Here is a 13286-nt window from a genome sequence, read left to right on the forward strand (position 1 = left end):
CGACGCCAACGCGCGGCACACTGGGCACGCATCCTCACACCGGAGATCAGCATGCCCCAGGACTATCACCATGGCGTCCGCGTCTTTGAGCTAACCGGCATCGTCCGCGCCATCAGGGCCATTTCCACGGCCATCATTGGCCTGGTCGCGGTAGCCGACGACGCCGACGCGACAACCTTCCCCCTCAATACCCCAGCACTGATCACCGATGTCGATGCGGCCATCGGCAAGGCAGGCACCACCGGTACGCTGGCCGCCGCGCTGGATGCCATTGCCGACCAGGCCAAGCCGGTGATCATCGTGGTACGCGTCCCCAAAGGCGCAACCGACGCAGAGACCACCAGTAACCTGATCGGCAGTACCACCGCGGACGGCAAACTTACCGGCATGAAGGCCCTGCTCACCGCACAAACCCGCTTTGGCATCAAGCCGCGCATTCTGGGTGTCCCGGGCCTCGACAGCCTGCCGGTAGCCACCGAGCTGGCCAGCCTCGCCATCAAGCTGCGCGGCTTTGCCTACGTCTCGGCCTGGCACTGCAAAACTCGGGAAGAGGCCACCGCCTACCGTCACAACTTCGGCCAGCGCGAGGTGATGCTGATCTGGCCCGACTTCGTCAACTGGGACACGGCTACCAATACCGAAGTCACCGCCAGTGCGGTAGCACGCGCCATGGGCCTGCGCGCGTACATCGACGAGACCGAAGGCTGGCACAAGTCGCTGTCCAATGTGCCGGTGCAGGGTGTACAGGGCATCAACCGCGATGTGTTCTTTGATCTGCAAGACCCCGCCACCGATGCCGGCTACCTGAATGCGGCCAACGTCACCACGCTTATCCGGCGTGACGGCTTCCGTTTCTGGGGCAACCGCACCTGTAGCGCCGACCCGGCGTTCGCTTTCGAGGTGTATACCCGCACAGCCCAGGTACTGATGGACACGATGGCCGAAGCCCATGCCTGGGCATCGGACAAACCGATTCACCCCACCCTGGTACGCGACATCATCGAAGGCATCTCGGCCAAGGGGCGCGAACTGGTCACCAGTGGTTACCTGCTGGGCTTCAGCTGCTGGTACGACGAAACCATCAACACCGAGGCCACCCTGAGCGACGGCAAACTGTATATCGACTACGACTACACACCGGTACCGCCGCTGGAAAACCTGATGCTGCGCCAACGCATCACCTCCCGCTACCTGGCGCAGTTTGCTGCCCGGGTCACCGCCTGACACGGCGCCCGCCCGCGCTGTACTGAAAGGACACAACCATGAGCAGCATGCCGAACACCTTGCGCATGATGAACGTCTTCCTGAACGGCATCAGCTTCATCGGCCAGGTGCTGGAACTGAAACTGCCGAAGATCGCCATGAAAACCCAGGACTGGGAAGGGGGTGGCCTGTTGGCACCGGTGAAGCTGCTGAAAGGCCTGGAAGCGATCGAGATCGAGCACACCTACAGCGCACCGATCCGCGAAATCTTTGCCGACTTCGGTATCGAGAAACACGACGCCTCGATGCTGCGCTTCATGGGCAGCTACAGCGAAGAAGGCACTGGCAACGACCTGGCTGTGGAGATCGTGATACGCGGCCGCCACAACGAGCTGGACCCCGGCGATGCCAAGACCGGTGACAACGGCAACTGGAAGTACAAGACCGACGCCACCTACTACAAGCTGTCGGTACAGGGCGAGGTCTGGCTGGAGATCGACACCGTGAACATGATCTTCGTAGTGATGGGCACCGACCGTCTGGCCGCCCACCGCAAAAACATCGGCATATAAACCACCCTTACCCGGGAGCACCCGCCATGCACACTTCCGCCCCTATCACGCTGAACACCCCGATACCACGCCACGATCAGGCCATCACCACCCTCACCTTGCGCAAACCGACAGCCGGCGAGCTGCGAGGCTGCAGCCTGATGGATCTGGTGCAGCTGGAGGTGTCTGTCCTGGTAAAGGTACTGCCCCGCATCACCGAGCCGGCCATCACCGAGCAAGAGGCGGCACGCCTGGATCCGGCCGATCTGCTGGTGCTGGGTACCGAGACCGTCTCTTTTTTGCTGCCGAAGCAAGTACTACCAGAAGCCTCCCTGCCGTAATCGAAGACGCCATGGCTGACATCGCGGTGATCTTCCACTGGGATCCGTCCGTGATGGACAACATGACACTGCCCGAACTGATGCGTTGGCGGGAGGCCGCCAGAATACGCAGTGGAGCCGACGAGTGAGCATCCGCAACATGAAGCTGGAGGTGGTGCTCGCCGCGATCGACAAGGCTACCCGCCCCATCAAGGCCGTACTTGGCAGCACCGCCAGCCTGTCACGACAGCTACAGGAAACCCGTAACCGGCTGAAGGCGCTGGACAGCCAGCAAAGCACACTGCAGAAGTTCAAGGACACGAGCCGGGGTTTGGCCGTTGCCAAAACCCAGCTGCAACGCGCCGCAGACAAACTGCACACACTCAAGACCGAACTAGCGGCCACCGCACACCCTACCCGGCAGCTGACCGACGCCATCCGCATCCAGCAAACCGAAACCGACAAACTGCGCCTGCGACACGGCAAGCTGGCCGCACAAAGCGTGCAACTGGCGCAGGGGTTGAAAGACTACGGGCTGGCAACCCGCCACCTGACGACACAACAGCAACGCCTGAAGGCCGAGGCCGACGCACTGAACCCGGTACTGGCGCAGCAGAAGCAGCAGCTGGCCCAGTTGAACAAGCTGCAGGCAGCACGCATGGCCGGCCGTGCCCGCTACGACAAGGCGCTGGCAACCCGCGACCGCATTGCCGGCGCGGGTGCCGGCATGATGGCGGCCGGTGCGACCACCGGTGCCGCACTCACGGTACCGGTGTCTGCCTACGCACAAGCCGAAGACGCGGCCATGCAGCTGCGCGTGTCGATGATGGACAAAGGTGGCCAGATACGGCGGGAGTACGCTGCCATCGTGGCGCTGGCCGAAAAGCTGGGCAACCACCTGCCCGGCACCACGGCCGACTTCCAGGAAATGATGACGGTGCTCCACCGCCAGGGCATGAGTACCAAAGCCATGCTGGGCGGCGTCGGCGAAGCCGCAGCGTACCTGGGCGTACAACTGAAGCTGCCCTATCTGCAGGCCGCCGAGTACGCGGCACAGATGCAGGACGCCACCGGTGCGCTCGAGCAAGACATGATGGGCGTGATGGATACCCTGCAGCGCAGCTACCAGGTTGGCGTGGACCCCGGCAACCTGGTTTCCGGCTTTGCCAGGCTGACCCCGGTACTGGACATGATCCGTCAGAAAGGGCTGGCCGGTGCGCAAACGCTGGCACCGCTGCTGGCCATGGCCGACCAGGCGCGGCTGGTGGGCGAGTCGGCCGGCAATGCCTACCGCAAGGTTTTCCAGCGCAGCATGGATAAGGACAAGGTTGCCAAGGGCAACCAGTTGGCCCGGCCGGCAGGCATCCAGCTGGACTTCACCGATGGCAAGGGCGAGTTCGGCGGGCTGGACAAGATGTTCAACCAGCTGGCCAGGCTGAAACAGCTGAACACCCAGCAGCGCAATGCCGTGATTGCCCGGATCTGGGGTGACGATGCCGAAACGCTGCAGGCCCTGAACATCATGATGGACAAGGGGCTGGCCGGCTACCGCGACATGCAGCAGAAAATGGCAGAGCAGGCGTCGCTGCAGCAGCGAGTGAATGCCCAGCTGGGCACCCTGAAAAACCTGTGGGATGCGGCCACCGGTACCTTCACCAATGCCATGGTGCGCTTTGGCGAGGCCATCGCGCCGGAGCTGAAAGCGCTCACCGCGTGGATCGCCTCCACATCAGAGAAGCTGGGTGACTGGGCCAAGGCCAACCCCGCCGTGGCCAACGCCCTCATGAAGGTGGCCGGTATCAGCGCCATCGCCCTCACCGCTCTGGGCGGGCTGGCAGTGGGCATGGCCGGCGTACTCGGCCCGCTACTGGCCCTGCGCTTTGCCCTGTCCATGACGGGTATCCAGCTGGGCAGCATGCTGCCCAAGATCGGCGAAGCACGCGCCAGCCTGCAACAGCTGCTGCCGTCGCTATCGGCCATCCGGACAACTGCCGGCAACACCGCCAGCACCCTGCGCACCACGCTGGCCAGTGCCTGGGCGGCGGCCAACCCGCTCACCGCCACCGCGAGCCTGGGCGACTACGCCATCGCCTTGCGCGAGCGTGTACCGGTGGCCATGACCCGCACCAGGCTGGCTACCGCACAGCTCTGGGCTTCCACCCGCCTGTGGCTGCTTGGCGTGGGCAGCAGCATGAAAGCCAGCCTGGCCAGCGCCGGTAACGCCGTGGCGGCATACACCCGCAAAGTATGGCTGGCCGTTATGGCGCAACGCGCAGCCCTGGCTAGCCGGTGGCAGGGCTTTACCCGCTACGCGGGCAAGGCCGGCGTGGCCGGCATGGGCAAGGATGCGCTCAAAGGCAGCGTTAACCTGGTCAAGGCTGGGGCTGTCGGCGGCATCCGGGGGGCCGGCACTGCCCTGCTAGGGCTAGGCCGCGTTATCCTGTTTGTAGGGCGGCTGGCCATGATGAACCCGATCGGCCTGGTGCTGGCGACCGCCGCCCTGCTGGTAGTGAAGTACTGGCAGCCGATCAAGGCCTGGTTCGCCGGCTTCTGGCTAGGGCTAAGCGCCGGGCTGGCACCGCTGGGCGCCCTGTTCCGCACTACCTTTGCCAGCTTGGGCAATGCCCTGGCCCCGCTCAAACCGGTATGGGACTGGTTGATCGGCGTGCTGGGTAGCGCTTGGGGCTGGCTCAGTCAGCTGTTCACCCCGATCAACGCCACCCGGCAGAGCCTGGCCGCCGCCAGCGCCTGCGGCCAGGGCTTTGGCCAGGTGCTGGCCAGCATCATCCTGGTGGCAGCCCGGCTACTGGCCGCCTTTGCGGCACTGCCCGGCCAGTTCCTGACGCTGGGCGTGAACATCATGCAAAGCCTGGGCAACGGCATCCTGCGCATGAAAGACTGGGTGCTGAATAGCGTGGGCGGCATTGCCAGCGATGTGGCAAGCCGCTTCCGCGCCATACTGGGCATCCATTCCCCTTCGCGGGTGTTTACCCAGCTGGGTGACTGGACCATGCAGGGCCTGGCCATCGGCCTGGGCCAGGGCAGCAGTACGCCGCTGGACACCATCCGCACGCTGGCCAGCCAGCTGGCAGACCACGCCCGGGCCATTGCACTACCCGCCATCACGCTACCGGCACTAGCCGGCGATATGGCCCACGGCTTCCACCTGGATGGTTTGCGTGACATCGTCGGCAAGCTCAGCACTGCCGGTGCCGGCATGGCCATCGGTACGGCGTCTGCCGCACCGGCCGTCAGCTTTGATACCCGGCCCCCGATCGGCAGCACCAGGGCAGCACCGCAGCAGCAGGCGGTACAGCCGATCACCATCAACGTGTATGCCACGCCCGGTATGAACGAGCAGCAACTGGTCAGGCTAATGAAGCAGACGCTGGAAGCACACCAACAGCAGCAAGCACGCCACCACCGCAGCCGGCTGGGCGACGAGGACTGAACCATGGTCATGATGACGCTGGGGCTGTTCCCCTTCACCCTGGTCACCCTGCCCTACCAGCAGCTGCAACAGCAGCTGAAATGGCGGCTACCCGGCAACAGCCGCGTGGGCCTACGCCCGGCGTACCAGTTTTTGGGGCGCGATGAAGAAACCATCACCCTGCCCGGCAGCCTGATGCCGGAAATGACCGGCGGCGATGCCGCGCTGGCGCTGCTGGTGCTGATGGCCGACCAGGGCAAGGCCTGGCCACTGATTGAAGGTACCGGCGCGATCTACGGCTTCTACGCCATAGAAAGCCTAGACACCACCCGCAGCGAATTCTTTGCCGACGGCAAGGCCCAGCGCATCGACTTCACCCTGGTACTGAAGCGGGTGGACAACAGCCTGCTGGACAGCGTGGGCGTCATCACCCGCAGGCTGCTGGAGATGGTGCCATGACGGCACTGGCCGCCATGCAGCAGGCCGCCAGCGCCGCCAGCGAGCTGGCCGATGCCCTGTCGGGCAGCCTGGTCTCTTCCACCCTGAAAACCCCGGTGTGGGATATCCGGCTGGGGGGCAAAAGCCTGGCACCGGTGCTGGCCAACCGGCTGATCAGCCTGACCATCACCGATAACCGCGGTTTCGAGGCCGACCAGTGCGAGCTGGTGCTCGACGATGCAGACGGCCGGCTAGACATCCCGCCGCGCGGTGCCCGGCTCACCGTGGCCATAGGCTGGAAGGGCAAGCAGCTGGTGGACAAAGGCAGCTACATCGTCGATGAAGTCGCCCACGATGGCACACCAGACCGGCTGACCATCGTCGCGCGCGCCACCGACTTGCGTGCCGGCATCAGCACCAAGAAAGAGCGCAGCTGGCACCGCACGACCCTGGGCCAGCTGGTGACGCAGATTGCCCGCGAAAACGGCCTGCAACCCGCCATACCGGGCTGGCTGGCGCAGCGGCCGGTGCCCCACCTGGATCAGACCAGCGAAAGCGACGCCAACCTGCTGACGCGGCTGGCCGGGCAACACGACGCCATCTGTACCGTAAAAAGCGGCAGGCTGATTTTCTGCAAGGCCGGCGACGCCGAAACCGTCACCGGTACGCCGTTCCCCACCCTCACCATCGTCCGTGCCAGCGGCGACCGGCACCACTGGAGCGCAGCCGACCGCAACGCGTACAGCGCCGTAAAAGCCTACTGGCACAACCTGGACAGCGCACAGAAGGGCGAAGTGCGGGTGGACGCCAACACCCGCTTTGAACGCAAGGCCACGGTCACCAAACGCGGCCGCGTCACCAGGCGCAAGAAGCTGACCGCCACCCAGCAGAAAGCGGCCGAGCCCAGCGCGGCCAACGTGAAGGTGCTGCGGCACATCTATGCCAGCGAAGGCACCGCGCTGCAGGCGGCGAAAGCGGCATGGGAGAAGATCCAGCGTGGTGTGGCCGAGTTTTCGATTGTGCTGGCCGAGGGGCGGCCGGAGCTGTTCCCCGAGCTGCCAGCCCGGGTGCAAGGCTTCAAGCCGCTGATCGACGCCTGCGGCTGGACGCTTGCCAAGGTCACGCACAGCCTGGGCGATAACGGCTATATCACCAGCCTGGAGCTGGAAATGAAGCTGGAAGACCTGCAAGGGTAGTTACCCACCGTTTCTGTGGATAACCACGCGGCCAAGGTTGGCCGCAGCCAAGAAAAAAGCGCCTCACATGGAGGCGCTTAATTTTTAAACAGGTCAGTGTAACGTGTAATTTGAGTAGTCTTGCACTTCGGTAAGAACTCTTACCCCTTCGTACACTTCAGGTATCTCCTTCACCACCGAACTGTACTTAGGCAAGACAAGCACACGTAAGACTTTTTCACCACTGGGGGTTGTGAAGGTCATCACTCTGACACCGCCACGTGGAACTTTGATGGCTTGGAGCAGATTACGACCAACCAATTCGACTAGGCTAGGTTGCATTATGTCCAGAGACCAAGGTTAGGTTGAGAGCTTCAAGTATAGGCTGGATTGGCAATATCATGGTCATTTTTCCACCAGGAGCCATCTGGTCAGGGCCACCTGCGAACACGATACCAACAGCAACACGCTCACCAGCAGCATTGCGGCCAACTACAAGCGAACCAGAGTCACCAGCATCAGAGAAAACGCCACCAGTTCCATGCACTAGATATACGCCATCGAACCAGATGTAAGCCTTAAAATCATGATTTTCATTCTCACAAAAAACAGGCTCAGGATTAAGAAATCGCCCGACTACTCTACCTACTGTGTGTCCAGTGGTTCGACCTACTTTCTCAACAATCATCGAGTCCTGTGGATCCATCACCAAATTTGGCGTGTCAAAAATTCCACCCTGCATTGACGAAACATCATTGATATTCTTAATCTTGAAAATTGCCGCATCAAGATTTAAAGCAACATTGACATTAGCCTGATCACCAGGCATAAGAGGCATCAATCGTGTGAAATGCCCAATAGTAAATGGATCAATACTGAGAGGCTGAGAGTCAAGTACTCCAGGTGCAACAATTGGCATCATGTTTGGGGTGTGGTTCATACCACCAACTACATGATTATTAGTCAAGCCATGTAATTCACCATGTTCATCAAGAACTAGAGCACCAACAGTTCCTGCAGACAGTTCATTAGCGACGGAGATAGAAGATCCGCAAGCATAGTATGCTGCACCAGGGTTCACCACAGAAGAAAACATGGCGTAAGCAGCGTACTCAGCCTGAGGGGGTGTAGCACCTACATTTTCAATTTTACCAACAGAATAAGAAATGGAATAACCTTCCATTTCTGTTGGCACAATCTCAAGCTCAGCCTTAGTGATTCTTCGATTTGTATAAATCGTTATCTGATTAGCCGAAGAGTTGAAGGCAATATTTTTCACATCGCGCGTCTTTAGGACTCTCACAGCCTCTTCACTTATTGCTGCCGCGTAATCCCCTACACGATAGGCATCTTCCCGACCACCAAGCATCGGCTTAATAACACCATCTTCGATAAATTTTGCTCTAATTCCGCTTGCAACCTCTGCTACTGTAGCCAAAATAATCCCCAATCAATTGTAGAAATTAAAAAATCAACCTGCACTTTCCTGCGACCAAATTAAAAAATAAGCAGAAAAAGTATCAGTTAGTATTTTGAAAATGCTAAACACTGCGGTCTAAAACATATTTACAGCGCATGCATGATGTAAAGCCTAGTCTTTACATATCTTCCCGTCGAATAGCCGATCCATATGCACGATAGAACTCAAGCCATGCGGCACGGAGTTCTTCAGGACTGTCACGCCAGTTGCTAAGCACAGTCATTTCATCAGGAGATATCGTCCCACCAGTTCCTTGCGTGCCAGTAACGACAAAAAGCACATCAACGCCATGCGCCGCCCAGCTCTGTAGCGCAACAGCATCAGGTGTGCTTTTGCCTTTTTCGTAGGCAGTGTAGGTGCTGAAACCAACACCACCGAGTGCGGCCATCTCCGCTTGAGTGCGTCCAAACCGTGTGCGCTCTTGCCACAGCCGGTGACCAATTTCTTGTTTTTGAGTATCAGACATTCAATTAATTCTCGATTTCGAGTAATATCCGATTGTGCAATAGTTGATTACACAAGGATAACAGCATCATGCCATCTGCAAAACGCCGTGCCCCACAGGGCATGCAATCGGACAAACCGGTTGCGGTGCGCTTCAAGCCCGAAGAGAAGCAGAACCTGACCCTGCTGGCAGAACGGGACGGCCGCACCCAGGGGGGCTTTGTGCGTGCGGTCTACCTGCTGGGCCTGGCGCAATACAAGGCCCGGCACGGTCTGGATTAACGATAGATCGCCTTGCAGTTTATCGACACCACACACGCCGGGGGCCACAGAGTGGATCGCATCAAGGGAAGCTGGCAGATGATGTGCCGCGCCACCAACGGTGGCTACGACGGCATGGCCCGGGCGCTGGGCACCTCGGTGTGCAGCCTGCGTAACCGCATTTTCGGCCGCAAGGGCCAGCAGATGCCGGTACGCCTGGCCATGGCCATGCAGGGTGCGTCCGGCACTACCTACTTTGCCGAAGCGGTGGCGATGGCCAGCGGGGGCGTGTTTGTGGCGCTGCCCCCGGTGTCGCACCTGCATGGTGTGGATATCCAGGAAAAGTACGTAGAGCTGCTGGACAAGGTGGGCGCGCTGGCGCGCGAGTACCGCCACGCCACGGCCGACAACGAGGTGTGCCCGGGGGAGCGCCGCGCCCTCACCGCCATCGGCAACGACATCTGCCAGCTGGTGACCCAGATCAACGAGATCACCTTCCGGCTTTACTGCAAGCAGGAGGACTGAACATGGCAACCAAGTGTGCCCATTGCGGCTGCGTGGCCTACACCCGATCCAGCCGCATGATCTCGCCCGTAAGCCAGGAAGAGTACTTCCAGTGCAGCAACGTGGCCTGCGGCCACACCTTTACGGCGGTACGCGAGCACCGCGAAACGCTGTCGCCCTCGGCCACGCCCAACCCGCTGGTGCGGCTGCCGGTTGCCAGCCGGGCGCGGTTGCTGGCGGTGACGTTGGCCATGCGGCAAAAGCCCGGCAAAGACGCACCACCCGAGCTGCCGGACGAGAAACCGGCCAACTGAGCCCGGCCAGGTACTGCCCTGCCGATTACCGCTTCGCGGCCCGCTAACAGCCGCGGGGAATGGTTTTGCCTACGGATACACGCTATGGATGCACAGCTACACCAACAGCTTCTGGACCGGCTGGGCCGCGACTTCCGCTTTCGCCCAGCGCAGAACGGCTGGTTGCGCCAGGGCGAGTGCCCAAGCTGCAAGAAGAAAGAGCTGTACACGCATGCCGACCACCCGTGGGTGGTGCGCTGCGGCCGGCTGAGCAAGTGTGGTTACGAAGCACATGTGCGCGAGCTGTATAGCGACCTGTTCGACAGCTGGAGCGACCGCTTTCCGCAGGCACCAGAAAACCCGAATGCGGCGGCCGATGCCTACCTGCAGCTGGATCGGGGGTTTGACCTGGGCGCGATCAAGGGCTGGTATACGCAAGAGCACTACTTCAGCCGCGAGCTGAACATCGGCTCGGCCACCGTGCGCTTTGCGCTGCCGGGCCTGGGTTACTGGGAGCGCCTGATCGACCGGCCGTATCGCTTTGGCAAGAAGAAGGCCCACTTCAACTACGGCTGCAGGTACCAGGGCACGTGGTGGCATGCGCCGGGCCAGCGCTGGGATGTGGACGAGATCTTCATTGTGGAGGGCATTTTCAAGGCCATTGCCCTGCTGCAGGCCGGCTACACGGCGGTATCGTCACTCACTACCAGCAACTACCCGTGGGCAGCCTTGAAAGCCCTGGCCGATGAGTGCGAGCGCACTGGCCGCAAGCGCCCGCGCCTGGTATGGGGGCTGGACGATGACCCCGCCGGCCGCAAGGTAACGCCGGAGTACGTGCGCCGTGCCCGCGATGACGGCTGGGTGTGCAGTGCGGCGCTGGTGCCATGCCGGGGCCGCAAAAAGCTGGACTGGGACGACATGCACCGCCTGGGCCGGCTGGCAGACAAGGACATGGCCGAGTACCGCCACCATGGTGCGCTGCTGATTGCGCAAAGCCCCGGCGAGAAGGCCGGGCTGATGTACGGCAAAACCGGCACCCTGAGCTTTCCCTTTGATTTTGACTGCCGGCTGTACTGGTTCAAGCTGGACTTCGACGCCTTTGGCAAAGAGATGGACGCACTGGCCGACACCGACCCCTGGCGGCCGGAAGACGAGCGCCGCGCCGAGGCGCTGGAAAAATGCGGCAGCGTGAGCGAGATCGCCAACTGCCTGCCTACCCCGCTGTACAACCTGCGCAGCGAGATAACGGACGAAAGCTGGTACTACTTCCGCATCGACTTTCCGCACGATGGCCCTTCGGTAAAGGGCACCTTTACTGCCGGCCAGATCGTGGCGGACAGCGAGTTCAAGAAGCGGCTGCTGCACCTGGGTGCCGGCGCGTACTGGTTTGGCAACAAGGCGCAGCTGGACCGGCTGGCCAGCCGCTGGACGTACAACATCAAGACGGTGCAGACCATCGATTACCTGGGCTACAGCATCGAACACGGCTGCTACGTGTGGAACGAGCTGGCGGCCAAGGGGGGTAACACCTACGAGATCAACGAGGAGGACTATTTCGACATCGACAAGATGGCGATCAAGAGCCTGTTCAAATCAATACGGCTGGAGGTGAACGCCAACCTGAAGGCGCACCAGGACGACTGGTTCGACAAGCTGTACCTGTGCTGGGGTGCCCGTGGCGTGGTGGCGCTGGCCGCATGGTTTGGCAGCCTGTTTGCCGAGCAGATACGCCGTGACTTTGAAAGCTGGCCGTTTGTGGAGATTGTGGGCGAGCCGGGCGCGGGCAAGTCGACGCTGATCGAAACGCTGTGGAAGCTGCTGGGCCGCGCCGGCTTTGAAGGCGAAGACCCGATGAAGGGTTCCAGCGTGGGGCTGATGCGCACCATGGCGCAGGTGTCGAATCTGCCTATCGTGCTGATCGAGTCGGACCGCAGCGACGATGGCGGCGACGGCAGCCGTGGCCGCCCGCGCCAGGCCTTTCACTGGGACAGCTTCAAGAGCCTGTTCAATGGTGGCAGCCTGCGTACCACCGGGGTGAAATCCAGCGGCCTGGATACCTACACGCCACAGTTCCGGGGCGCGCTTTTCATCAGCCAGAACGCGCCGGTAGCGGCTTCGCCGGCGATCATGGAGCGGATTGTGCACTGCTGGTTTGACAAGGCCCGCCAGAACGAGGCCGGACGCGAAGCGGCGCTGGCATTGAACCGGCTATCCGCCAGCGACCTGAGCGGCTTCATGGTGCGGGCGGTGCGCCACGAGGCAGACGTGCTGGCTGCGCTGGAAGAGAACCAGCGCAGCTACGAACGGCTGATCGGAGAAGAAGGTGTGAAAAACCTGCGGGTACAGAAGAACCATGCCCAGCTGATGGTGATGGTGGATTGCCTGAGCCTGGCGTGCCGCATCAGCGAACAGCAGCGCACCGAGGCCAAGAACCTGCTGCTGGACATGGCGATCGAGCGCGAGAAAACGCTGGCGGCCGACCATCCGGTGGTGGCGCGGTTCTGGGAGCTGTACGACTACCTGGAGGGCGAGCGCGACGAGTTTACGGATACCCGTGTGCTGAACCACAGCCGTGACGACAGCCTGATTGCCATAAACCTGAACCACCTGCACGAGGTGGCCGCCGAACGCCGGCAGGAGATGCCGGATATTACCGAATTGAAAAAGCTGCTGCCCACCAGCCGCCAACACAAGTTCATCGAGGCAAACCGCACGGTGAACAGTGCCATCAGCGCGCAGTACAACGTGCGCTCTACCGGCCAGAAACGCGCCGCCACGGTGAAGTGCTGGGTGTTCGAGGCCAAACGCAGTGCCTGATTTTGCCCCCGAAAGGAGCCAGATATGTTTGCAACCATCAAGAACCCGCGTGAAATCCGCCGCCAGCTGGGCATGAACCAGTCCGAGTTCTGGCACCGCGTGGGCGTTACCCAGTCCGGCGGCAGCCGCTATGAGTCCGGCCGCAACATGCCGAAGCCGGTACGCGAACTGGTACGCCTGGTACACATCGAGCAGCTGGATCTGGCTGCCATCAAGCGCGAAGACCTGCAGGTGGTGGCCTACATCAAGGAGACCCACCCCGACCTGTTCCAGAGCCTGCGCAAGGCCATGCAGCCAAAGGCAGGCAACAGCGGCAGCCTGGCGGCAGCAGGCCAGGATGAACCGAACGGCTGAACGCGTAGCCATGGGG

14 protein-coding genes are annotated in these 13286 nt (G+C 61.4%); 12 read left to right on the forward strand and 2 right to left on the reverse strand.

The annotated features are described in order from the left end of the window. The first annotated feature begins 51 nt into the window (after positions 1-51). From ACZ9XP_RS00590 to ACZ9XP_RS00620, 7 genes are read left to right on the forward strand one after another with little or no spacing between them, the layout of a single operon-like run. Positions 52-1224, forward strand: coding sequence for a phage tail sheath protein (locus ACZ9XP_RS00590; protein ID WP_465187834.1), 1173 nt, complete (start codon positions 52-54; stop codon positions 1222-1224). A 38-nt stretch (positions 1225-1262) separates the two neighbouring features. Then, the gene (locus tag ACZ9XP_RS00595) at positions 1263-1775 is read left to right on the forward strand and encodes a phage major tail tube protein (RefSeq protein WP_465187835.1); all 513 of its coding nucleotides are present in this window, start codon (positions 1263-1265) and stop codon (positions 1773-1775) included. A gap of 26 nt (positions 1776-1801) precedes the next feature. Further along, entirely contained in the window at positions 1802-2095 is a 294-nt protein-coding gene (locus ACZ9XP_RS00600; RefSeq protein WP_465187836.1) for a phage tail assembly protein, read from the forward strand. Between the two features lie 11 nt (positions 2096-2106). Next, positions 2107-2223, forward strand: a complete 117-nt coding sequence (locus ACZ9XP_RS00605) for a GpE family phage tail protein (RefSeq protein ID WP_465187837.1) — start codon at positions 2107-2109, stop codon at positions 2221-2223. Beyond that, on the forward strand, positions 2220-5525 hold the full coding sequence (locus tag ACZ9XP_RS00610) for a phage tail tape measure protein (RefSeq protein ID WP_465187838.1): 3306 nt from the start codon (positions 2220-2222) through the stop codon (positions 5523-5525). The genes ACZ9XP_RS00605 and ACZ9XP_RS00610 overlap by 4 nt, the downstream gene beginning before the upstream one ends. Before the next feature lie 3 nt (positions 5526-5528). After that, a complete protein-coding gene (locus ACZ9XP_RS00615) occupies positions 5529-5963 on the forward strand; it encodes a phage tail protein (protein ID WP_465187839.1) in 435 nt (144 codons plus the stop codon). Next, on the forward strand, positions 5960-7138 hold the full coding sequence (locus ACZ9XP_RS00620) for a phage late control D family protein (RefSeq protein WP_465187840.1): 1179 nt from the start codon (positions 5960-5962) through the stop codon (positions 7136-7138). Before ACZ9XP_RS00615 ends, ACZ9XP_RS00620 begins: the two co-directional genes overlap by 4 nt. Before the next feature lie 310 nt (positions 7139-7448). Here the strand turns inward: ACZ9XP_RS00620 and ACZ9XP_RS00625 are convergent, their stop codons facing one another. Both ACZ9XP_RS00625 and ACZ9XP_RS00630 read right to left on the reverse strand, forming a co-directional pair. Next, positions 7449-8555: a chymotrypsin family serine protease gene (locus ACZ9XP_RS00625; protein WP_465187841.1), complete on the reverse strand. Its 1107-nt coding sequence runs from the start codon at positions 8553-8555 to the stop codon at positions 7449-7451. Between the two features lie 160 nt (positions 8556-8715). Then, positions 8716-9063, reverse strand: coding sequence for a helix-turn-helix domain-containing protein (locus ACZ9XP_RS00630; protein ID WP_465187842.1), 348 nt, complete (start codon positions 9061-9063; stop codon positions 8716-8718). 68 nt (positions 9064-9131) lie between these two features. On the opposite strand from ACZ9XP_RS00630, the gene ACZ9XP_RS00635 reads away from it, so the two are divergent. The 5 genes from ACZ9XP_RS00635 to ACZ9XP_RS00655 all read left to right on the forward strand — a co-directional run bounded on the left by ACZ9XP_RS00635 (position 9132) and on the right by ACZ9XP_RS00655 (position 13270). Then, entirely contained in the window at positions 9132-9323 is a 192-nt protein-coding gene (locus ACZ9XP_RS00635) for a hypothetical protein (RefSeq protein WP_465187843.1), read from the forward strand. A 51-nt stretch (positions 9324-9374) separates the two neighbouring features. Next, positions 9375-9827, forward strand: a complete 453-nt coding sequence (locus ACZ9XP_RS00640) for a YmfL family putative regulatory protein (protein WP_465187844.1) — start codon at positions 9375-9377, stop codon at positions 9825-9827. Between the two features lie 2 nt (positions 9828-9829). After that, positions 9830-10120, forward strand: a complete 291-nt coding sequence (locus tag ACZ9XP_RS00645) for an Ogr/Delta-like zinc finger protein (protein ID WP_465187845.1) — start codon at positions 9830-9832, stop codon at positions 10118-10120. An 84-nt stretch (positions 10121-10204) separates the two neighbouring features. Next, positions 10205-12916, forward strand: coding sequence for a toprim domain-containing protein (locus ACZ9XP_RS00650; RefSeq protein ID WP_465187846.1), 2712 nt, complete (start codon positions 10205-10207; stop codon positions 12914-12916). 24 nt (positions 12917-12940) lie between these two features. Then, positions 12941-13270: a helix-turn-helix domain-containing protein gene (locus ACZ9XP_RS00655; RefSeq protein ID WP_465187847.1), complete on the forward strand. Its 330-nt coding sequence runs from the start codon at positions 12941-12943 to the stop codon at positions 13268-13270. The last annotated feature ends 16 nt before the right edge of the window (positions 13271-13286 follow it).

It is taken from the genome of Vogesella perlucida (assembly GCF_979366545.1).